The sequence below is a fragment of the Staphylococcus sp. 231237_7MaSpsaltlick genome (genome assembly GCF_043107035.1).
Window position 1 is genome coordinate 1 of the sequence record NZ_JBICNX010000031.1, and the last position, 22,987, is coordinate 22,987.

A 22,987-nucleotide genomic window follows, 5' to 3' on the forward strand; every position below is an offset into this window, starting at 1 on the left:
TTGATTAGCTCATAAAATACTAATTTGTGTTATCTCTAACACTGTTTTGAACCAACAATTTAATGTTGTGTTCGGAATTAACGTTGACATATTGCAATTCAGTTTTCAATGTTCATTTCTTCAATCAATAATAAATATGGTGGAGACTAGCGGGATCGAACCGCTGACCTCCTGCGTGCAAAGCAGGCGCTCTCCCATCTGAGCTAAGCCCCCATATATAATTTAAAAGAGTCGGGAAGACAGGATTCGAACCTGCGACCCCTTGGTCCCAAACCAAGTGCTCTACCAAGCTGAGCTACTTCCCGTATTTAGTTTAAACATTTTAAAAATGGTGCGCCCGACAGGGGTCGAACCTGTAACCTCTTGATTCGTAGTCAAGTACTCTATCCAGTTGAGCTACGGGCGCATTATTAAAATGATGGTGCCGAGGACCGGAATCGAACCGGTACGGTGATCTCTCACCGCAGGATTTTAAGTCCTGTGCGTCTGCCAGTTCCGCCACCCCGGCAAAAATAATGGAGCAGAAGACGGGATTCGAACCCGCGACCCCGACCTTGGCAAGGTCGTATTCTACCGCTGAACTACTTCTGCAAAATGAAACTGTATGAGCCATAGTGGGCTCGAACCACTGACCCTCTGATTAAAAGTCAGATGCTCTACCAACTGAGCTAATGGCTCATGAAATGGTGCCGGCCAGAGGACTTGAACCCCCAACCTACTGATTACAAGTCAGTTGCTCTACCAGTTGAGCTAGGCCGGCTATTCATTTGAAATGGTGGAGGATGACGGGTTCGAACCGCCGACCCTCTGCTTGTAAGGCAGATGCTCTCCCAGCTGAGCTAATCCTCCACATGGAAATCTATTATAAAGCCTGGCAACGTCCTACTCTTGCGGAACGTAAGTCCGACTACCATCGGCGCTAAAGAGCTTAACTTCTGTGTTCGGCATGGGAACAGGTGTGACCTCTTTGCCATTGTCACCAGACAAAATAACTTACTTTATTAATAATACATTCTTTGTTAATTAATTGCAATAGTCAATTTTACACTATCTTCAAAAAATCTTTAAACAACATTTACTTAAGTTGTTTCTTTATGTATTCATTCGTTTTTGACGACTTTTACATAATACTATGTTTTTTCTTTTGAGTCAATAGTTTTTCAAACTTTTTCTCAAAAGCTTTGTTATAGCATTTTTTATGTCATGTCTCGCTCACTTGCTTAACTCGACTTGAATAATCTTACCACATGAAAACAGTATTTACCATACCTTTTATAGTATATTTTTATATTTTTATAGCATAATTATGCATAATCGTATCTTATTACTTAATTTATTTATTAAAAGTGCCTCTAAAACATACTTTCTTTTTTTATCATAAGTTATCCACTTCTTCCTTAAATAAAAAACGAATATCATAACATGTCTTTGTGACAGCATGATATTCGTTCTATTATAAGTTAGGGTATTTAAGTATACAATCTCTTATATTATTTTTGTCTCATATACGGGAATAGTAATACGTCACGTATTGATGCTGAGTCAGTAAGTAACATTACTAATCTATCAATACCTATACCTAAACCGCCAGTCGGTGGCATACCGTATTCTAATGCTTCAATAAAGTCTTCATCCATTTCATGAGCTTCATCGTTCCCTTGTTCTTTTTCTACTAATTGAGCTTCAAATCTTGTTCTTTGATCAATAGGGTCATTCAACTCAGTAAATGCATTACCATGCTCTCTACCTACAATGAATAATTCAAAGCGGTCTGTAAACCTAGGATCTTCAGGATTTTTCTTAGCTAATGGAGAAATCTCTATTGGGTGCCCATAAACAAATGTAGGTTGAATTAATGTTTCTTCAACTTTTTGTTCAAAGAATTCATTTAAGATATGACCGTATTTCATATTACTTGTGATTTCTACACCATGTTCTTTAGCGGCTGTTTTAGCTTCATCATCACTTTGGATGTTGAAGAAATCTACACCTGTCGCTTCTTTAACGGCGTCAGCCATATGGATTCGTTTCCAGTTAGACTCTAAATCAATTGTTTCTTCACCATATGATACTTTAGCAGTGCCTAATACTTTTTCTGAAATATGTCTAATCATGTTTTCAGTAATATCCATGATATCGTGATAGTCAGCGTACGCTTCATATAATTCAATCATTGTAAATTCTGGGTTATGTCTTGTAGACACACCTTCATTTCTAAACACGCGACCAATTTCATATACTTTTTCTAGGCCGCCAACGATAAGACGTTTCAAATGTAATTCAATTGCAATTCTCATATATAATGTGGCATCTAATGCATTATGGTGTGTAACAAATGGACGTGCTGCAGCGCCACCTGCTATTTGATGCATCATTGGTGTTTCTACCTCTAAGAATCCTTGAGAATTTAAATAGTTACGCATCTCTTGTAAGATTTTACTGCGGTTAATAAATGTCTTAGTACTATCTTGGTTTGTAATTAAATCAAGATAACGTTGACGATAACGTTGTTCGATATCTTGTAAACCATGGAACTTATCTGGTAACGGGCGTAATGCTTTTGTTAAAAGCGTGAACGATTTTGCTTTAACTGAAAGTTCTCCTGTGTTCGTTTTAAACATAACACCTTCAACACCAACTATGTCCCCTAAATCCGAAGAATTCCAAATTTCAAATTGGTCGTCACCTACTTGATCTTTTCTGACATAAATCTGTATTTGGCCACTTAAATCTTGTACATGAGCAAAGCCTGCTTTACCTTTACCACGTTTAGTCATTAAACGCCCTGCTATACTTACATGACTTTCTTCTTCTTTTTCTTGTAATTCTTCTTTAGAAAATTGATTCCAATCTTCGTGTAATGGGCTAGCCATTGAACTACGATCGAATTTTTGTCCAAATGGGTCAATTCCTAAATCGTATAATTCTTGTAATTTTTGACGGCGAACCTGCATTTGGTCGTTCATTTCTTCTGACATAACTTTCTCTCCTTTATGCTTTTCAATCTTTATACTTTTTCACTGAATCGTCTGTCATCACTATATTACCAATTTTTTCATTAGAATGCGGTTCAATAAAATCAGATGCTATATCATTTAATGGAATCAGAACAAATGAACGTTCTAACATTCTTGGGTGTGGAACAATCAAATCTTCTTTTTCAATAATTTGATTTCCATACAATAAAATATCTACATCTAAAGTTCTTGGCCCCCAACGTACATCTCTAACGCGATGCAATTGTTGTTCTGTTTCCATACATGCCTTTAACAAATCTTTTGGCTTCAATAATGTATGAATTTCAATACATTGATTTAAAAATTGTGGTTGATCAACGTAACCTACTGGCTCTGTTTCATATATTGGTGAAACTTTCGTGACTTCAATACCATTTTTGTTATTTAAAATGCGCACTGCTTCATCAAGTTGCGTCTCTCTTTCTCCAACATTACTACCTAATCCTAAATACGCATATGTCATTAGTGATTCTCCCTCACTATTTCAACACCTACTCCATTATAATGTCCAGGTATAGGTGGATTTTCTTTAGTGATTCTGACTTTCGTTTCCACTACACGATTATAGTGTGAATTTATACGTTTTGCAATACGTTCAGCCAGATGCTCTAATAAATTTACTGGTTCACCTTCCATAATCGCTTTCACTTCTTCAAATACTTCTCCATAATGTACAGTATCTGTAACTTTATCAGTTTTACCTGCTGTACTAAGATCAACTTTCATCGTGACATCAACAATAAATATTTGTCCAATCTCATTTTCGGCTGGTAACGCGCCATGATAACTATAAAATCTCATACCATTAAGAAATATTGTGTCGCGCATTATCATTCTCCTTTAAATAATCCATACTTTGTGCTATCCGAGCGTTTAATACAACGTTATGTACTCTTACGCCCTTAATACCTTTAGTAATACCATATGCTGTTGTACCAGCAGTTGCTTCATCTCGTTCAGTTGGAGTTGTGTCTACACCAATCATTTCCTTAATAAATCTTTTTCTGCTTGTTGCTAACAGCACGGGGTATCCAGTTGCTACGAGTTCATCTAATCGAGACATAACTTCCTTTTCCTCGTCTCTTGTTTTGGCAAAACCAATACCTGGATCAATCCACACTTTATGTTGTGGTATCCCCGCCATTTCAGCTTTATTTGCTTGTTTTAAAAGATACAACAACATCTCATCGACAACTGATTCTTCTCTATGCCCGTCTCCGTTGTGCATTAACACAATTTCACCTTCATATTTCGCAACAATTTCAAATATACGCGGATCATGGTGGCCAGCCCATTGGTCATTAATCATCGTAACACCTAATTTCATGGCCGCTTCTGCTACTTCACTTCTGTATGTATCAACTGATAATTGAATACCTAAACGAGTCAAAGCTTCTACCACAGGTACGACACGATCAAGTTCTTCTTCAACGCTCACTTCTTCATAACCTGGTCTCGTAGATACGCCACCAATATCTATGATATCAACGCCCTCTTCTATCATTTTCTCTGCGCGTTCAACAGCCTTTTCAACTGAATTATATTTTCCTCCGTCAGAGAATGAGTCCGGTGTAATGTTTAATATTCCCATAATTTTTGTATGCGTCATAATCATTTTGCTTCCTTTCACCTCTAAAATGATTTTCCTATCAATTTATTATCATATTTCTATAATAACGTTATTTTTTATTTTTTTCAGTAACAAGTACTTGAATGAATTGCAAATTTTAATGAATCAAAACAATTCTGCATTTGAAATGATTTATTAAATCTAGTCATAACATTAAAAAACCGGCACACATAATTATGTGACCGGTTAGCAATATACTTCAATGATTAATCGTCAAATGCGAATAATGGTGTTGATAAGTAACGTTCACCATTACTTGGTAATACAGTGACAACTGTTTTACCTGCACCTAGGTTTTTAGCCTTTTCAATGGCTGCATGAATCGCTGCACCTGAAGAAATACCACATAAGATTCCTTCTTCTTTAGCAACTTTACGTGCCATTTCCATAGCTGTTTCATTGCCTACTTGAATAATTTCATCATAGATATTTTCATCTAAAGTATCAGGAATAAATCCTGCACCTAAACCTTGTAGTTTATGAGGACCAGGTTCGCCACCACTTAATACTGGAGAGTCTTCTGGTTCGATTGCTACAAGATTGATATCTGGATACTTCTCTTTTAACACTTTACCTGCACCACTTAATGTACCACCTGTACCGACGCCAGCTAAGAATGAATCAATTGTCTTACCTTCAAATTGTTCAACCAATTCTGGCCCAGTTGTTAATTCGTGTACACGAGGGTTAGCTGGGTTTTCGAATTGTTGTGGTTCAAAGTAACCAAATTCTTCTTTCAATTCTTTTGCTTTTTTAATTGCGCCTTTCATAGCTTCTGAACCAGGAGTTAATACTAGTTCTGCGCCGTATGCTTTTAATAAGTTACGACGTTCTTGGCTCATTGTTTCAGGCATTGTAAATACGGCTTTATAACCTTTAGCTGCACAAACAAACGCTAAGCCGATACCAGTGTTTCCGCTCGTTGGTTCAACAATTGTATCACCAGGCTTAATTTTGCCTTCTTTTTCAGCTTCTTCAATCATTGCTAGTGCAATACGATCTTTTACAGAACCGCCTGGATTTTGATATTCAAGTTTTACGTAAACGTCTGCAGCACCTTCCTCTACAACGTTATTTAATTTAACTACAGGTGTATTTCCAATCACTTGTACGATATTGTCTACTGGTTTATTTGACATAAGTATTGCTCCTTTTCGTTAAAAAGTTTCAAACCCTACTTTTTCTCTCGGATATAATTTAATTTTATCAGATTTTTCTGTAAATACAACAATAAAACCTTATTTATTTAAATTCCAAGACATTACAATATCAATATTAACCTTTTTACTTAATATTTTCTAATAATTCCTGTAGTTCTTCTTCTGAATACTTGTACTTACTTCTACAAAAATGACATTCAGCTTCTGCGCCATGATCCACATCAATCATATTTTGAATTTCTGCCTCTCCTAAACCTTTAATTGCATTTAAGAATTTATCGTGCCCACAATTACATTCAAATTGAGCTGGAAGGTTTTCTAGTATTTGTACATTATCTTCACCAAGAATTTCAAATAAAAGTTCTTCCGGTGATAAACCTCGATCTATTAGTTTAGATACTGGCGTCATATTATTAATAGCATTTTCTAATTTATTAATTGTTTCATCTTCTGCGCCTGGCATTACTTGGATTAAAAATCCGCCTGACGCTTTAATTGAATTATCAGGATTTACGAGTACGCCGAGACCTACTGATGAAGGAACTTGTTCACTTTTAGCAAAATAGTATGTGAAATCGTCACCTAACTCGCCTGACACTATTGGACTTGATCCTGAGAAATAATCTTTTAGTCCAACGTCTTTAACTACAGTTAATGAGCCATTTGTTCCAACAGCTCTGCTAACATCTAATTTCCCACTATCATTTAGTGGGAAGTGTGTTTGAGGACTAGTGACATAACCTCTTACATTTCCTTTTGCATCAGCATCAGCGATAATTTTACCTATTGGCCCTTGACCATCTACTGTTACTGTTAATTTTTGTTCGCCTTTCAACATTGCACCCATCATTAATGTTGCTGTCATTGTACGACCAAGCGCAGCTGATGCAGTTGGCCAAGTATAATGTCTTGTCTGTGCTTCTTGAACACTTTCAGTTGTTAAAGCGCTGTATGCACGGATTTGCCCTCCAAAAGCTAAAGCTTTAACTATATAATCATTCGTCATTTTTAAGATTTCTCCTTTAATTTTAATTATTTTTCGTCATATAATTGCTTATTTTGTCAATTTCTCTTCTATTAACGCAACTTATTTTAATATTTCTTGGTGAAAATTACTAACTATTTGTTCGGCTAAATATCTGTCATAAAATAATAATTGCTTAAAGTGCTATTTAAATTATAAATTAAAATTCTATAAATAAAAAACTTCTTTCTGCTATTCATGTTAATAGCAGAAAGAAGTTTTAGTTTAATTTCTTAGTTTCTATTGCTTGGATCGTTAGGATCACTTGGATTGCTTGGTTTATCAATATTTGGTGACTGTTCGTGACCTGTATTTTCTCTGTCTTCATCTTCTTGTTCTTGTTGATCGTTGTTATTTTTTTCTGATTGCTCTTCACGAACTTCATCGTATGATTTACCGTATTTACCTTTTTCAAAATCACTATCTTCGTTTTCAACAACTTTTGCGCCATCGTAATCGACTTCAGGTAATACACCGTCATAGAATAATGAACGTATTTGTTCAGCAACTAATGTTTCTTCTGTTAATAATGATTCAGCAATTAAAATCAGTTGAGATTTGTGTTCTAACAAGATATCTTTACAACGCTCATATTGTTCTTTAATTATACGTTGTACTTCTTTATCAATTTCGTAAGCAATTTGACCTGAATATTCTGGATCACCTTGCATATCTTTACCTAAGAACACTTGTCCATTACTACTACTTGAGAATTGGACCGTACCAAGTTTTTTACTCATACCATACTCAGTAACCATTTGGCGTGCAATTTGCGTTGCACGTTCAAAGTCGTTAGACGCACCAGTCGATACTTCATTAAAGTTAATATCTTCTGAAACACGTCCGCCGAGTAAACCACAAATTTTATCTAGTAATTCTGGTTCAGTCATTAAGAATCGATCTTGTTTTGGTAACATCATTGCGTAACCACCAGCTTGACCACGAGGGACAATGGTAACTTTGTGAACCACTTCAGCTTCATCAAGTACCATACCTATAATCGTGTGACCAGCTTCGTGATGTGCGACAATGTTACGTTCTTTATCAGAAATAACACGAGATTTTTTAGCTGGACCAGCAATAACACGGTCTGTAGCTTCTTCTATATCGCGCATATCGATTTTCTTCTTGCCTTCACGTACAGCAACAAGTGATGCCTCGTTTAGTAAGTTTTCTAAATCTGCACCTGAGAACCCTGGCGTTCTTTGAGACACTGCTTTCAAGTCAACTGTTTCGTCAAGCGGTTTATTTTTAGCATGCACATGTAATATCGCTTCACGACCCTTAACATCTGGACGACCTACTTGAATTTGTCTATCGAAACGACCTGGACGTAATAACGCTGGGTCTAAAATGTCAGGACGGTTAGTAGCTGCTATCATAATGATACCTTCGTTTTCGCCAAATCCATCCATTTCAACTAATAATTGGTTTAACGTTTGCTCACGTTCATCATGGCCACCACCGACACCAGCACCACGTTGACGTCCTACTGCATCAATTTCATCAATAAAAATGATACAAGGCGCATTTTTCTTAGCATTTTCAAATAAATCACGAACACGACTTGCACCGACACCAACAAACATCTCAACGAAGTCAGAACCACTAATTGAGAAGAATGGTGTGCCAGCTTCACCAGCAACCGCACGTGCAAGTAATGTTTTACCTGTACCTGGAGGGCCTACTAATAGGACACCTTTAGGTATTCTAGAGCCCATTTGTTTAAATTGTTTATTGTCTTTTAAGAAATCGACAATTTCGATTAATTCTTGTTTTTCTTCGTCTGCACCAGCTACATCTGAGAAGCGAACACGTTTCTTCTGGCTATCGTACATTTTCGCTTTGGATTTACCAAAGTTCATCATACGACCGCCGCCACCGCCGCCGCCTTGTGCTTGGCTTAGGAAGAAAATAAATAATAACGCAATAATTAATACTGGAATTAATGTTGTTAATATACTTACAAATACGCTTTGTTTCTCTTCTTCTTTAACTGTAAATTTTAATCCATCTTGTTCTTGTGCTGCATTTGTTATTTTTTCAAGCTCTTTATCGTTGTTATATAAAATTGTTGAAGAATAGTCTTCATCATTTTTTGTTTTACCACTTACCATATATACATTTTGCTCAGGCTGTATTTCGAGTGATTTCAAATCACCTTTTTCTAGCTGTTTCACAAATTGGTTATATGTAAGTTGTTTTGGCATATTCCCATTCCCATTTAAAAATGAAAACAGACCAAAAATAATAACGCCAATGATTGCGATAACTAGCACGTTACGAAAGGCTTTCTGCATGCGTCGTTTCCTCCTACTTCAATAATAAAACTAACAAAAATTGTAACATAACACATAAGTTCAAGGCTAGTATTTCAACTTTTGTATTATGTTTACAATTTCAGGTGCTTTATCTTAATTTTTATTTTTTCTTTACTTTTTAATGATACTTAAAATGTATTACATATTAACAAGCCACCATAAATTTATGTATTCAATACTTACAAGAGTTTATGTAATTAAAGTCTATTGTATTTATTCACATAAAACGACTTAGACTTATATTATATAATAATTTTCTATTCGGATAAATTGTATTGCTTATTTTGAATAAATTTCTGGTTTAAGTGTACCGATATATGGTAAATTTCTATAGTTTTCAGCGTAGTCCAAACCATAGCCAACCACAAATTCATCAGGAATTTTCTTACCAACATATTTTGCTTCAATATTGGCTTTACGACGGTTAGGCTTATCAAGTAATGTTACTATTTCAAGTGAATTTACACGACGTGATTCTAATAAATCAGTAATTGATTTTAAAGTTGTTCCAGTTTCCAAGATATCTTCTATAATCAAGATGTCTTTATTTTCAATTGAAGAACTTAAATCTTTTAAAATCTGAACTTCTCCTGTAGATTCCGTTCCTCCGTGATAACTTGAAACATCCATGAAGTCTATCGCTAAATGTGTATCGATATATTTAATTAAATCTGCCATAAACATTACAGATCCTTTTAATATGCCAATACAAACAAGCGGTTTCCCTTTATAAGCTGCTGTAATTTCTTCACCTAAATCTTTACATATTTGATGAATATCTTCCTCTGATAACAATACATCCTTTAAATCATCTCTCATTTTTTTCCTCTCCCATATCTCGTATACAAATTAAGTCTTTGTATTTACGTTTTAAAAATAATGTTCCAACAGCAATAATTTCATTATTAGCATTAACTATGATTGGTATTTGGCCACGTTTTTGTTGCTCAATTTTATTATCAATCAACAATCTACTGACCTTTTTGTGCCCTTTCATTCCGTTTAATTCAAATTTGTCACCATCGTTTCTTGTACGTACTAGTAGTGGAAATTCAAATGTAGGAAGATCATTATTAATGTCAATACTATAGTGACTGAAGTTGTATGTCCCTGATTGATCTATCTTAGCCGGAGAAAGTTTTACGTCATCATTTGCCATTATTATAAATTTATCATAAGCGATATAAATTATCCATTTATCTGTTGTATATAATGTAGATTGCGCTATATTTTCACCCATGATTTGAAACCATTCATTGTATGTTTTTTCTGTTAAAGGATCGCGTGTTAGTATGTTAGCAAACAATTTATCTAATACGTTCATTTTCACGCTATGTCGTAATTGTAAAAATTGTTTTCTAGAAAAACGGTATTGAGTGCTACTAATTTCGACATCACTCTCTACAAAAGCGTTAGCCTCATTCTCTATAACTACCCGCTGTTCGTCATGCCACTCTTTTAGTTTTAATAACTGCTTGGTCTCTAATTGTTTATTTTGCTCTATTTCAGGTAAAATGCGATTGCGAATATCATTTCTCACATAATAGTTTTCTGCATTAGTTGCATCTTCATAAAAAGGGACATCATAAGCATGTTGATAGTTCTGAATTTCTATTTTAGTTGTTGTTAAAAGTGGCTTACATAAATCGTAGCTTCCTCGCGTTGTCAAATAAGACATACCGAGACTACTTCTAGTAGAACGGCCTGTCATCAATCTGTAAAAAATAGTTTCTAGCTGATCATCTTGATGATGTGCTGTGAGCAGTACATCTGCATTTAAATCTTTCATTATTAAGTCAAACCAACGATAACGTTCAAGTCTAGCCTCATTTTCAATACTATTACCTTTTTCAACAATTGTAGATAAATCTAAATGTTTAACATGTAATGCAATATTATGGTCAATACAATATTGCTTCAGAAATAATTCTTCTTCATCAGCAATTGGTCTAATATTATGATTTACATGCAAACAGGTTAATTGTGCGTATGTATCTTGCAAGTTTGTAATAAGTTGGTGTAACAATACCATACTATCAATACCAGTTGATACAGCCAATACAATGTGCTTATCTGAGGACCAACCGTCCGTATTCACTTCCATGCAAACCACCTCCTTACTTGTGGACATTCATTAGGCACGTTAGTTTAAAATTATAATGTGCTAATTTTTTAACAAAAAAGAGACTGTTTCCTCAAGTAAGAAAACAGTCTTAGATTGTTACGATCAAACTTAATATTGGAATAAATGATTTCACTTTGTCCTCAATGAATCAAGTTAGGTTATTTGCGGAACAGTCTCATTATATATTTTTAGCGTCTTGCGCCTTTTCCGCCACGTCTAGATTCTGTTTGACGTTTGATGGAAGTTAATTTATCTTCGCTATCTTTCAAGAAATTTGTCAATTTCTTTTCAAAGTCTTCACCTTTTGGTTGAGGTTGTTTATGATTAGGTTTACTTTGCGGTCTACGCGGACGATCTTTTGCTTTTTTAATAGATAGGCTAATTTTTCCATCATCAGCAATTGAAAGTACTTTAACTTCAACTTCATCTCCAACAGATAAATGGTCTTCTACGTTTTCCACGTAATTATCTGCAACTTCACTTATGTGAACTAAGCCACTCTTTCCTTCTGGAAGTTCGACAAAAGCGCCAAACTTTTTAATTCCAGTGACTTTACCTTTAAGCTTGTTTCCTACTTCGATTGACATATTGTAAATAAATCCTCCCGATTTGTTTCGATTTTAACTTTATTATATGCCTGTTTGCATAAATTAACAATGGTATTATGATGCAAAAAAATTTTTTTCGTTATTTATCCTCTTTCGATGATTTCGATTTGGATTCAGACTTGTCTCCTGGCAACTTGAAAATCACTTCTCCATCATTACTTAAATAATAATCGTCTCTGGCTACTTTCTCTATATAACTTTTGTCATTAAGATTATTAAGTTGTTCTTTTAATGCTAGTTCTTCATCTTGTTGTTTTTGGTATTTTTGTTCTTTTTGTTGGCGTTCTACGGCGTCTTCTTGGTTACTTTGTTTTTGAGTGACAAGCATTATGCATAAAATAATAATAATAGCGAGTAAAATGCCACCAAATAAAGTAATACGTCTACGGACTACGCGTCTTCTCATTTTTTGTTTCTGTTTCTTCTTGTTTTCTGAAGAAGTAAATGTATTACCTATATTTTCTACTTTTTTACTCAACACTTGTCACCTCCTCTATTATTAAGCTTCACCAATTTTTTCTTCTTTTACAATTTCATACATGCCTTTAGCATTTTCTTTTGTTGCATGTTCACTTAAACCGGTCACATTTATCGTTATAATTTTTTGACCAAAACGAATTACAAGTTCATCTGTAACTTTAACGTCTGTGCCAGCTTTAGCAACTGTACCATTCACTGTAATTCTTCCTTGATCGCTAATCTCTTTTGCTAATGTGCGGCGTTTTACCAATCTTGATACTTTAAGATATTTATCAAGTCTCATGATTTATCTCCTCCTTGCTCTAAAAATTGTTTTAAAGCAGTTTCGTCTAATGACATATTTTTGGTTATATCATACAACTTCATAAAATGCTCTGCAAACACTTTTTCGAATTTCACACGTTGTACTTTACCTTCTTCAGCTTTAGCGTTTGCCCATATGTGTTTTAAATCTTCTTCTGACTCTGCTTGTGCTTCTCCAAATATATGTGGATGCCTGTGTATCATCTTACTCGTTAAGTTTTGTACTACTTCATTTATATCAAAAAACCCTTCTTTTTTACCAATACTAGTATGCAACAACACTTGTAACAGTATATCTCCTAGTTCTTCTATAATATGCCAATCATCTTCATTATCTATAGCTTCAAATAATTCAAATGACTCTTCTAATAAATATCTTTTTAACGTATGGTGTGTTTGCACTTTATCCCACGGGCAACCATTTTCATCGTCAACCAGTTGATCGATAATACTCGTAGCATAATAAAAGTCACTATAAAAAGTTAACTCATGCTCAACTTTTTTAATAAATACGCTTGTTACATTACTGAATATCATAGCGTGATGATCTAATTCATATAATGGGGTTTCAATAACATTTGCTCCGCTACTTCTAGCGCCATCCACAATATATACAAGTTGTTCATCATCATAGCGCTCCATTAATGTCACTTTTAAATCTCCAGCTGTCATCGGGCTATACACTTGTGTAATTAGTGTGTGTGTACGTATATTTAATTGTTGGCTTGTAAGCGAGGTAGCATCAAGTAAAGTGAAACCGTCATTAGGGTCTGCTTTTACCGCTTCAAACACATCATCTATAAAACTTTTTCCCCCTAATACTTCAACTTGTATATCATCATGTTGTTGTGCATATGTCTCTAATTTTATAGTTGTCGTTTCAGCTACACGAGGGTGACCAGGCACTGTGTAGACGATATCATCTTGTCGTGCTGCTTCAATTAATTGTGTCATAATTGTTTGGTATACGTCATCAAATGCTTGATTTTCTTCGTAAACATGGTCAAAACTTTGGAATTTCATACCTTCTTCAGTCAATGCTTCAACTACTGGATGCTCTATAGTTCTTGTGTACGTTATAGCTTTATTTTTCAAAAATTTGTATATACCTAATGGTAAATCATCAATGCCGTAGTTGCCTAATCCAACAATTGTTATCTTACCTGTCATTATCTTTCCCCTCTCTTCATATGGTATAACTTATCTCCAAATGGTAGATGCTTTAATTCTCTGTAACTTAACAAGTTAGTGCGCACAATAGCAATAACAATTACAATGACACCAATACCTGCAGCCATTACTAATTCTATTAGGCCAATTATTCGTCCATGTTCAGGAATAAGCCACATTGTGATTTGAACTACTATCGACAGAATAAACATTGTAACGATTAACTTAATCACGTATTTACGCATACTTTGGAAAAGATAATATTTTAACACATGTTTGTGTAATACAATTGTAAATAAAATGAGTGATAAAACAGTGCTTATACTACCGCCTAACATTAATAATTGTGGTATCAACGCTATATTTAGTACCATTTTGCTTACAACTCCTATACTAAACGCTAATAACACAGGACGTACTTTATTTTTCACTTGTAATAGTGCAATATCCATCATAATGAGTGATACACAAATAACGGTTAGCATATACACAGCTAGCGTTAACGTTTGACTATTAGTTTTAAAAAATACACTATTCATAATAGGCATTAAATTAATTAAACCAACACCTGCTGACACACTAAACAAGATTGTGATTTTAATAGATGCGTTAGCGTATCTATTGGTAAGCACTTTATTTCTAGCTTTTATTGCATCTGTTAATAGAGGAATCAGTACAAAACAAAACGTTGTTGTTACGATTAAGCCCATTTGAATAAATGACGCACCACGGTCATAAACGCCTTTTTGAGAAGTCGCTTGTTGAAAATCCAAGCCTGTACTTTGCAGCATATGAAGTACTGTAAAACTATCAACTACTTGCCAGATGATAACTATGAGTTGGCTTACCGCAAAAATTAGTATAGCTAAGGCGAGTTTGCGCCATTCTGTAAATGGTTTTTGTGCAAATTCGTAAGACTTCTTCTGCGAATGCTTAAAAGGTTTCCGTAATATTAGAAAGAGGCTCGATGCTAGAAATCCAAATGCTGAACCTATAATTGCTAACGTTCCCGCAGCGTATATTGACCAATGCTCTATCATAAATAAAATAATCGCACTAATAATAATTCCAACACGAACAAATTGTTCAATTACCTGGGAAATAGCGGGCACATTCATATCTCTTTGTGCTTGATAGTAACCTCTAAACACACCTAAAATGCCGATGAATAAGAAGCTAAAGCTTGCTGCTCTAAGCATAGGTGTCAGGTTAATATCACCCATTAATAACGCAACCCACTTCGCACAAAACAGCAGAATCAGAAAAAATATTGCACTTATGCTTTGTATGCGTATCATTACGCGAGTGTATTGTTTAAAATCTCCTTCTGAACCAAATACCTGAGTAACTGCACTAGGTATCGCATTCATCGTTAAAATAACACCCAAAGCTACGATTGGATAAACTTGTTGGTATGCATATAACCCTTCATCACCCAAGATATTTTGATAAGGTACGCGGTAAACTGCACTTAATACTTTGACTACTAAAAGCGCCAAAGTTAACACGACTACTCCATTAAAAGCAGTCGACTTGTCAATCTTAGCTTTCATCAGAGATAACCATACTTTCTTCTAAACATTTTGCCAGGAATTTCAAATTATCAAACCAATTACTTGTTTTGTTTAAAGTCACTTTCATTTTACCATCTTGAACGCCTACTTTCATTGTACGTCCCAGTGGCTGTGTTTGTTTAAATAATGTTTCGCCATTAATATCTGTTGTACCCTTTTCAGATAGATAAATTTCAACTTTTTTACCTATATCCTTGATTAAGGTTACACCAGCATTCAATGCATGTATTTTAATTTCCATCATTTCTAAAAGTCTTTCAACTTCAACCGGATAATCATTAAAACGGTCAATTAACTCGTCTTTAACATCCATTAATTGTGCTTCCGTCTCAATTTTACGTAATTTCTTATAAATTTCTATTTTAGCCTGCTCGTTTTGAATATACTCTGCTGGCAAGTATGCATCAATATTAAGTTCAATCTCAACTTCTGGTGCATCTTGCTTTTCATCTTTCACACCACGTTTTTCATTCACTGCTTCTTCTAACATTTGAGAATATAAATCAAACCCAACTGAATCTATAAAGCCATGTTGTTGTTTACCTAATAAATTACCTGCACCACGAATATTCAAATCGCGCATCGCAATTTTGAAACCTGAACCTAATTCAGTAAATTCTTTAATTGCTTGTAGACGGTCTTCAGCAGTTTCTGACAGCACTTTATTTGTAGGGTGCAAGAAGTATGCGTATCCAATACGGCTTGAACGACCTACGCGCCCTCTTAATTGGTAAAGTTGACTTAGTCCGAAACGATCAGCGTCTTCTATAATTAAAGTATTCGCATTAGGAACATCGACGCCCGTTTCAATAATAGTCGTAGTTACAATAATATCATATTCATGATTGATAAAACTCAACATCGTTTCTTCTAAGTCTCTTTCGTTCATTTGCCCATGTGCAACGCCTATATTGGCGTCCGGCATAAGCATTTGTAATTGCTCTCTTTTTTCATAAATAGATTGCACTTTATTATATAAATAAAACACCTGGCCATCTCTTGATAATTCTCTTTCTAGCGCTTCTTTTATAAAATTAGTATTCTGTTCTAATACGTAAGTTTGTACTGGGAAACGATTCTCTGGCGGTGTTTCAATGACAGATAAATCGCGGACACCTAACATACTCATGTGTAGAGTACGTGGAATAGGTGTAGCTGTTAGTGTCAGAACATCCACATTATTTTTTAAAGATTTAATACGCTCTTTATGTCGTACACCAAATCGTTGTTCTTCATCGACAATAAGTAACCCTAAATCTTTATAGTGAATATCTTTACCCAGTAATTTATGTGTTCCTACAATGATATCAACAAAACCAGATTTCAAACCTTCTTTAGTTTCTTTAATTTCTTTTGCTGTTCTAAATCTACTAATCAGTTGTACTTCTATTGGGAAGTCTTGCATTCGTTCGATTAATGTTTCGTAATGCTGTTGTGCTAATATGGTCGTCGGCACTAAAAAGGCAACCTGCTTACCTTCCATTACTGCTTTAAAAGCTGCTCTTACGGCAACTTCAGTCTTACCATAACCAACATCTCCACACAGCAATCTGTCCATAGGGCGTTCAATTTCCATATCCTTTTTAATTTCTTCAATCGATTTACTTTGATCGGGTGTTAGCTCATAAGGAAAGTCAATTTCAAAATCATTTTGTTCAGCTGTGTCTGGACCAAATTGATAACCAACAGACATTTCGCGTGATTTATATAACTCTATTAGTTCATCTGCCATGTCTTCAACACTTTGTTGAACCTTCGCTTTTGTCTTTTTCCACTCTGTCCCACCAAGTTTATTTAACCTAGGCGTTTTATCTTCTGATGCAACATATTTTTGCACTTGATCCATTTGATCAACAGGTACGAATAATTGGTCTGTTCCTTTATATTGGAGTTTGATGTAATCTTTATGTACACCACCCACTTCTAGCGTTTCAACACCCAGATATCTCCCCACACCATGATGGACATGTACAATATAGTCACCTACTTTTAAATCTTGGTATGATTTAATCTTTTCGGCATTTGTTAATGTTTTTTGTTGCTTTGGTTTTTTCTTTTGTTTTGATTTAAATAATTCTCTTTCCGTGACAACTACTAATTGCATATATGGTAGTTCAAAACCTTCTGACAAACTGCCTTCAGTAATAATGGCGTTGCCACCTTCATTACGATGCGTAGGTGTATCAATAAATGTCGGGATATGCATTTCATTAAGCATTGATTGTATACGTTCTTTTTTAACTTCTGTTTCAGCAAGTACAACAACCGTATAATCATTTTGGATGAATCTTTGAAATTCTGATCGCATAATATCATATTGTCCATAAAACTGTTGCACAGGCTTACATGAAAATTTTATAATTTCATTTAATTCAACAGACATTGTCGCTGTGAATAATGTGAAATATGTCACTGGATAGGGTTTTAGTTGATTTTCAAAAGCATCATATTGCAAGAAACTTTGATCAATAAACCCTTTACCACTTTCAATCAAATTTTGCATAAACTCATCCGCTTCTGTAATAAGGGCCGTTTCAGTTTCTTTAATTCTGTTATATTCATCTACTGCTACAATTGCGTCATCTTTAAAGTAATCGATAATTGTTGTTGGCTGTTGATACATAAAAGCCACAAGACGACGTAATACTTGATGATCGAACATAGATGATTCGAACAACTGGAAACTCTCATACGTTTCTTTTAATTCATTGCGGACGGATTTATCAATTTTTGGTCTTGTATATTCGTATGCTTCTTTAAGTTTTTGTTTTGTGTGCTTAAGCACATCTTCTGTAATTATATAATCGCTTGCAGTAGTGATGTTTACTTCTTCAACATTCTCCTCTGACCTTTGAGTTTCTACGTCGAAATCTCGAATTGAATCAACTTCTGTATCAAAAAGTTCAATTCTAATCGGGCTACCAATTAGTGGATAAATATCAATAATACCACCCCGTAAGGAAAACTCACCTATATGTGAAACAACACTTTCTCTACGATAACCCATATTAACTAGCTTATTTAGGAAGTCATCGATGTCTATGTCATCACCTACATTTAGTGTTAACTGATGCGATTTCCACATTTCTACTGGTGTTAACCATTTTTTTAGCCCATTTAGCGGAACGATAAACAAACCTCTTTTTTCTTGGGCCAACGCCGTTAATGTACGTACACGTTCACTCATAAATTGAGGGCTTTGTGTTGAAAATTCTTCTGTCATAATATCTTGCATTGGATACTTGTAAATATCTTGTTCTTCAACAAACTGTGTTAAATCACTTTCCAATTTATCTGCTTGATAAAGGTTGTTTGTCACAATTAATAATTGTTTAGAACTATTCAAATATTTTTCGGCGATAATCGTTGCTTTAGCAGCCCCTGATAGCCCAGTAACCAATACTTGCTCTTCACCAAATATTTCGTTTAATTCTTGATAACGTTTGTCTTCATTTATATACTCTGTAATTATTGATTTCAATTGATTTCACCATTATATTCATTCATCACGCGATCAAACCTATCACTTTCTATGTAGGCTTCAATTGCACGTGCAGAATGTTCTATTACTTTATTCATTGTTTCCATTTCTTGTTTTGAGAACTTTTGCAATACATAATCTACGATAGACATACCATTTGAAGGTCTATCTACACCAATTCTAATACGTTTAAATTGATCTGTACCCAACACTTGGATAATAGATTTCATACCATTATGCCCACCAGCGCTTCCTTTTTGTCTTAAACGGATTTCACCTTGTGGTAAGTCTAAATCATCATATAAAACGACTAAATCATCAATATCTATGTCGTAGTATTTCATTAAAGGGCCTACTGCCTCTCCAGATAAATTCATCATCGTCATCGGTTCAATAAACATGACTTTTTCGCCTGCAAACCGTTCTATCGTGTATGCACCTTTAAATTTTTGTTTGTCTAAAGTGAATTTATTTTGCTCTAACATATAGTCAATAACTTCAAATCCAATATTATGTTTTGTTTGTTCGAAGCGTTTACCAATATTGCCTAAACCTACAATACACTTCATTATGTTACCTCCAATAGTTGTCTCTTTATCTAATTTACATTTGAGTTCTATTAATTATTTTTCTTATCATTTTTTGTCGTATCATTCACTATAATAACATAAAAAAGCACCTGCTTAACGTATTAAGCACGGTGCTTTTTATAAGATATGATAACGCTGATTTAATCAGCATATGATGATAAAGCAATGATAAGCATTATTACTTATTATTTTTCTTCATCACTTTCATCGTCTTCTTCGCCAACAACAGCTGGTTCTTCAGTTTCTGAATCGCCTTCCATTGCTTCGATTTCTTCTTCAGTAGGTTCTTCTGTTGGAGGAACTACTGTTACAATTGAATCAGTTGCTTCATTTTCGATAGTGTAATCACCTGAAACTTTGATGTCTTCTACTGAAAGCGTATCGTTAATTTCTAATTCACTGATATCTACTTCGATCACTTCAGGAATGTTGTCTGGAGTAGCAGTAACTTCCAAGTCGAATAATGGTTGTTCAACAACGCCGCCTTCTTTAGCTCCTACAGCTTCACCAACTAATTGAACTGGTACTTCAACAGTACGTTCTTCAGTCATGTTGATAGCTAAGAAATCAATGTGAGTGATTTGGTTTTTAAGCGGGTCGAATTGGTAGTCTGAAACCATTACTTTGATAGTTTTAGAACCTACGCCTAATTCGATAACACCGTTACGTCCAACTTCACGAATAACTTTGATAAATTCTACTTCGTCTACTTTAACTGAAGTATTTTTAGTACCATAACCATATACAATTGCAGGTACTTTACCAATATTTCTTAATTTTTTAAGGTCTGAACGAGTTTGTTTACCTTGACGAATAATTGACTTTAATGCAGCCATATTATTTCCACCTTTCATATTTTGTTCTTATCTTTCATAAATAAGAACCCCTTCACTTACCCATCAACGTCATGTTGCTTGCAAGTGTTTATTAAGTCGTGAAATCACGAACGAAATAATTATATATCTATTTTACTAATTAGTCAAATAGTACACTGACAGATTCGCGTTCATATACACGGATAATTGCTTGTGCTAGTAAACCAGCTACAGATAATTCTTTCGTGTTAGATGGTTTGCGGCTTTCATCTAATTGAATTGAGTTCGTAACTACAAGTTCTTTTATTGCTGAATTTTCAATGCGTTCTTTTGCTGGACCTGATAAAACAGGGTGTGTACAACATGCATAAACATCTTTAGCACCTTTATCTTTTAAGGCTTGTGCAGCTAAAGTAATGGTACCAGCTGTATCAATAATATCATCTATAATAATTGCTGTACGTCCATCAATTTCACCTACAATATTCATCACTTCAGCAACATTAGGTTTTGGACGACGCTTGTCTATAATGGCAATCGGCGTTTTTAATATGTCCGCAAGTTTACGTGCTCTTGTTACACCGCCATGGTCAGGTGAAACGACAACACATTCTTCAAGGTCAATATCTGTTTGATTATTGAAATATTCTGCTAAGATTGGAACGCCCATTAAGTGGTCAATTGGCATATCGAAGAATCCTTGTATTTGTGGCGCATGTAAATCAAGTGCAATCATACGATCTGCGCCTGCTGTTTCAATTAAGTTTGCTACAAGTTTTGCTGTAATTGGTTCACGGCTACGTGCTTTTCTATCTTGGCGTGCATAGCCATAATATGGAACAACTATATTAATATTCGCTGCTGACGCACGTCTACAAGCATCAATCATGATCAACAATTCCATTAAATGTAAATTCACTGGATTTGATGTTGGTTGAATAATAAACACATCACAACCACGGATACTTTCTTCTATATTAATTTGAATTTCTCCATCGCTGAAACGTTTTACCGAACATTTACCTAACTCAATTCCAACTTGGTCTGCAACTTCTTGGGCTAATGGTTCATTACCCTTTAAAGAAAATATTTTCAAAGCAGAATTCTTATACTCATTGTTTAACATTTATAGTCCTCCAATTAATTCTTTCAATTCGTTTTCCTTTGTAGACAAAACAAAGCTTAAATCGTTCAGCAACATAATCACATACTCTTGTTAACTTTTCATACAATTACATTGATTTTAACAGTTTAAGTACGCTTGTCTAAATATATGCCTTTATTTTTTCAAATAACCTTCTTTGGTTGTTTGTCTAGCCCTAGCTAATGCCAAACTGTCTTCTGGGACATTATCCGTGATTGTGGAACCTGCCGCTATAAACGAACGGTCTCCTAATGTTATTGGGGCAACAAGGTTCGTATTACAACCAATAAATGAATCATTACCAATAATCGTTTTGAATTTATTGATACCATCATAGTTCACTGTAATTGAGCCACAACCAACATTTGTTCTTTCGCCAATTTCAGCATCGCCTATATAACTTAAGTGAGGTAATTTAGCACCTGTTTTAACAACAGATTTTTTAACTTCAACAAAGTTACCTACTTTAACTTTTTCGCCTAGGTCTGCACCAGGACGAAGTTGTGCAAACGGCCCAATATTAGCTTGATCACCAATAACTGCTTCATTGATGACAGATTGTTTAATTGTGACATTGGAACCTACTTTACTGTTCGTTATTTCAGTATATTGTCCAACAATTGTATCTTCACCGATTACTGTGTGTCCGGCAAGTTTCACCCCTGGTTCAACAACTGTATCTTCTCCAATGATAACGTCAGCTCCTATATATGTAGTTGCTGGGTCAACAATGGTTACACCGTTTCTCATATGTTGTTCATTAGTGCGTTTCTTAAAAGCTTTTTCAGCTTCACTTAACATCACTCTATCATTAACACCCATAATCTCTTCAAAATCATCTGTGTGATAGATTTCAACGACGCCTTTATCTTCTAAAATTAATGAAAGTACATCAGGCAAATAATATTCCTTTTGCGCATTTTCATTTTTCACTAACTCCAATTTTTCAAATAAAACTTGGTTGTCGAATGCGAAAATACCTGAACTAATTTCATTAATTTGTCGCTCTGTTTCTGTTGCATCTTTTTGCTCAACAATTTTAGTCAACTGTTGTGACGAGTCGCGCAGGATACGTCCATAACCAAATGGATTAGATGCTGTTGCTGATAAAACAGTAGCTTGTGCTTTTTTGTTCTCATGGTGTTCTATCATTGATTTCAATGTTGTCGCAGTGATTAACGGTGTGTCTCCACATACTACTAACGTTGTGCCTTGTTTATCTTTCAAATGCTCACTTGCCATCTTAACAGCATGTGCAGTGCCTAATTGTTCTTCTTGAAAACTATAAAGTGATGCATCGCCCAATGTGTCTTTGACATTTTGTGCGCCATGCCCAACAATTGTAACAAGTTGTTCTACGCCTGATTGCTTAACGTTGTCTATGACATGTTCAATCATTGATTTGCCTGCTACATCATGTAGTACTTTGTATTTCTTTGATTTCATACGCGTACCTTTGCCAGCTGCAAGTACTATTGCATGTCTTTGCATGTATGTTAACCCTCCATTAAAATATACACTTCTTACTTATTATAATTTAACGCT

Annotated in this window: 19 protein-coding genes, 8 tRNA genes and 1 rRNA gene; all 28 read right to left on the minus strand. The window is 34.8% G+C overall.

The genetic code is table 11. From position 1 onward, the window contains the following. Nucleotides 1–137: 137 nt before the first annotated feature. Nucleotides 138–213 (minus strand) — tRNA-Ala (locus ACF91D_RS26910). 18 nt (nucleotides 214–231) lie between these two features. After that, nucleotides 232–305, minus strand: a tRNA-Pro gene (locus ACF91D_RS26915). Between the two features lie 24 nt (nucleotides 306–329). Beyond that, nucleotides 330–406: transfer RNA gene (locus ACF91D_RS26920), tRNA-Arg, on the minus strand. A 13-nt stretch (nucleotides 407–419) separates the two neighbouring features. Beyond that, a tRNA-Leu gene (locus ACF91D_RS26925) sits at nucleotides 420–508 on the minus strand. Between the two features lie 8 nt (nucleotides 509–516). Beyond that, a tRNA-Gly gene (locus tag ACF91D_RS26930) sits at nucleotides 517–591 on the minus strand. A 14-nt stretch (nucleotides 592–605) separates the two neighbouring features. Continuing rightward, nucleotides 606–678 (minus strand) — tRNA-Lys (locus tag ACF91D_RS26935). Nucleotides 679–684: 6 nt separating this feature from the next. Then, nucleotides 685–760, minus strand: a tRNA-Thr gene (locus tag ACF91D_RS26940). A gap of 13 nt (nucleotides 761–773) precedes the next feature. Then, nucleotides 774–849: transfer RNA gene (locus tag ACF91D_RS26945), tRNA-Val, on the minus strand. 20 nt (nucleotides 850–869) lie between these two features. Continuing rightward, nucleotides 870–984, minus strand: a 5S ribosomal RNA gene (gene rrf, locus ACF91D_RS26950). A gap of 506 nt (nucleotides 985–1,490) precedes the next feature. Further along, a complete protein-coding gene (gene lysS, locus ACF91D_RS26955; protein ID WP_039069400.1) occupies nucleotides 1,491–2,978 on the minus strand; it encodes a lysine--tRNA ligase in 1,488 nt (495 codons plus the stop codon). A 22-nt stretch (nucleotides 2,979–3,000) separates the two neighbouring features. After that, on the minus strand, nucleotides 3,001–3,480 hold the full coding sequence (gene folK / locus ACF91D_RS26960; RefSeq protein ID WP_039069401.1) for a 2-amino-4-hydroxy-6-hydroxymethyldihydropteridine diphosphokinase: 480 nt from the start codon (nucleotides 3,478–3,480) through the stop codon (nucleotides 3,001–3,003). Then, on the minus strand, nucleotides 3,480–3,845 hold the full coding sequence (gene folB / locus ACF91D_RS26965; RefSeq protein ID WP_039069402.1) for a dihydroneopterin aldolase: 366 nt from the start codon (nucleotides 3,843–3,845) through the stop codon (nucleotides 3,480–3,482). The genes folK and folB overlap by 1 nt, the downstream gene beginning before the upstream one ends. Then, nucleotides 3,823–4,626 (minus strand): dihydropteroate synthase, encoded by an 804-nt coding sequence (gene folP, locus ACF91D_RS26970; RefSeq protein WP_327621094.1) that lies wholly within the window; start codon nucleotides 4,624–4,626, stop codon nucleotides 3,823–3,825. The genes folB and folP overlap by 23 nt, the downstream gene beginning before the upstream one ends. Nucleotides 4,627–4,853: 227 nt before the next feature. Further along, nucleotides 4,854–5,786 (minus strand): cysteine synthase A, encoded by a 933-nt coding sequence (gene cysK / locus ACF91D_RS26975; RefSeq protein ID WP_039069404.1) that lies wholly within the window; start codon nucleotides 5,784–5,786, stop codon nucleotides 4,854–4,856. A 145-nt stretch (nucleotides 5,787–5,931) separates the two neighbouring features. Beyond that, nucleotides 5,932–6,813, minus strand: coding sequence for an Hsp33 family molecular chaperone HslO (hslO, locus tag ACF91D_RS26980; protein ID WP_327621093.1), 882 nt, complete (start codon nucleotides 6,811–6,813; stop codon nucleotides 5,932–5,934). 251 nt (nucleotides 6,814–7,064) lie between these two features. Next, a complete protein-coding gene (gene ftsH, locus ACF91D_RS26985; RefSeq protein ID WP_039069406.1) occupies nucleotides 7,065–9,131 on the minus strand; it encodes an ATP-dependent zinc metalloprotease FtsH in 2,067 nt (688 codons plus the stop codon). 300 nt (nucleotides 9,132–9,431) lie between these two features. Next, nucleotides 9,432–9,971 carry a hypoxanthine phosphoribosyltransferase gene (gene hpt, locus ACF91D_RS26990; RefSeq protein ID WP_069793246.1) on the minus strand — a complete coding sequence of 180 codons (540 nt, stop codon included), beginning with the start codon at nucleotides 9,969–9,971 and terminating at the stop codon, nucleotides 9,432–9,434. Next, entirely contained in the window at nucleotides 9,961–11,256 is a 1,296-nt protein-coding gene (gene tilS / locus ACF91D_RS26995) for a tRNA lysidine(34) synthetase TilS (RefSeq protein WP_327621092.1), read from the minus strand. The genes hpt and tilS overlap by 11 nt, the downstream gene beginning before the upstream one ends. 209 nt (nucleotides 11,257–11,465) lie before the next feature. Beyond that, the gene (locus ACF91D_RS27000) at nucleotides 11,466–11,864 is read right to left on the minus strand and encodes a S1 domain-containing RNA-binding protein (protein WP_017722020.1); all 399 of its coding nucleotides are present in this window, start codon (nucleotides 11,862–11,864) and stop codon (nucleotides 11,466–11,468) included. 100 nt (nucleotides 11,865–11,964) lie between these two features. Beyond that, nucleotides 11,965–12,363 (minus strand): septum formation initiator family protein, encoded by a 399-nt coding sequence (locus tag ACF91D_RS27005; RefSeq protein WP_039069409.1) that lies wholly within the window; start codon nucleotides 12,361–12,363, stop codon nucleotides 11,965–11,967. Nucleotides 12,364–12,384: 21 nt separating this feature from the next. Continuing rightward, nucleotides 12,385–12,648 (minus strand): RNA-binding S4 domain-containing protein, encoded by a 264-nt coding sequence (locus tag ACF91D_RS27010; RefSeq protein ID WP_039069415.1) that lies wholly within the window; start codon nucleotides 12,646–12,648, stop codon nucleotides 12,385–12,387. Next, nucleotides 12,645–13,838, minus strand: coding sequence for a MazG nucleotide pyrophosphohydrolase domain-containing protein (locus ACF91D_RS27015; protein ID WP_107549598.1), 1,194 nt, complete (start codon nucleotides 13,836–13,838; stop codon nucleotides 12,645–12,647). The genes ACF91D_RS27010 and ACF91D_RS27015 overlap by 4 nt, the downstream gene beginning before the upstream one ends. Further along, on the minus strand, nucleotides 13,838–15,391 hold the full coding sequence (locus ACF91D_RS27020; protein WP_069793243.1) for a polysaccharide biosynthesis protein: 1,554 nt from the start codon (nucleotides 15,389–15,391) through the stop codon (nucleotides 13,838–13,840). Before ACF91D_RS27020 ends, ACF91D_RS27015 begins: the two co-directional genes overlap by 1 nt. Next, nucleotides 15,381–18,893 carry a transcription-repair coupling factor gene (gene mfd / locus ACF91D_RS27025; protein ID WP_327621091.1) on the minus strand — a complete coding sequence of 1,171 codons (3,513 nt, stop codon included), beginning with the start codon at nucleotides 18,891–18,893 and terminating at the stop codon, nucleotides 15,381–15,383. The genes ACF91D_RS27020 and mfd overlap by 11 nt, the downstream gene beginning before the upstream one ends. Beyond that, nucleotides 18,890–19,462 carry an aminoacyl-tRNA hydrolase gene (gene pth, locus ACF91D_RS27030; protein WP_039069419.1) on the minus strand — a complete coding sequence of 191 codons (573 nt, stop codon included), beginning with the start codon at nucleotides 19,460–19,462 and terminating at the stop codon, nucleotides 18,890–18,892. Before pth ends, mfd begins: the two co-directional genes overlap by 4 nt. A gap of 206 nt (nucleotides 19,463–19,668) precedes the next feature. After that, nucleotides 19,669–20,319, minus strand: a complete 651-nt coding sequence (locus ACF91D_RS27035; RefSeq protein WP_039069420.1) for a 50S ribosomal protein L25/general stress protein Ctc — start codon at nucleotides 20,317–20,319, stop codon at nucleotides 19,669–19,671. A gap of 139 nt (nucleotides 20,320–20,458) precedes the next feature. Further along, on the minus strand, nucleotides 20,459–21,424 hold the full coding sequence (locus tag ACF91D_RS27040) for a ribose-phosphate diphosphokinase (protein WP_039069421.1): 966 nt from the start codon (nucleotides 21,422–21,424) through the stop codon (nucleotides 20,459–20,461). Nucleotides 21,425–21,577: 153 nt separating this feature from the next. Next, entirely contained in the window at nucleotides 21,578–22,933 is a 1,356-nt protein-coding gene (gene glmU / locus ACF91D_RS27045) for a bifunctional UDP-N-acetylglucosamine diphosphorylase/glucosamine-1-phosphate N-acetyltransferase GlmU (protein WP_069793241.1), read from the minus strand. Nucleotides 22,934–22,987: the final 54 nt, after the last annotated feature.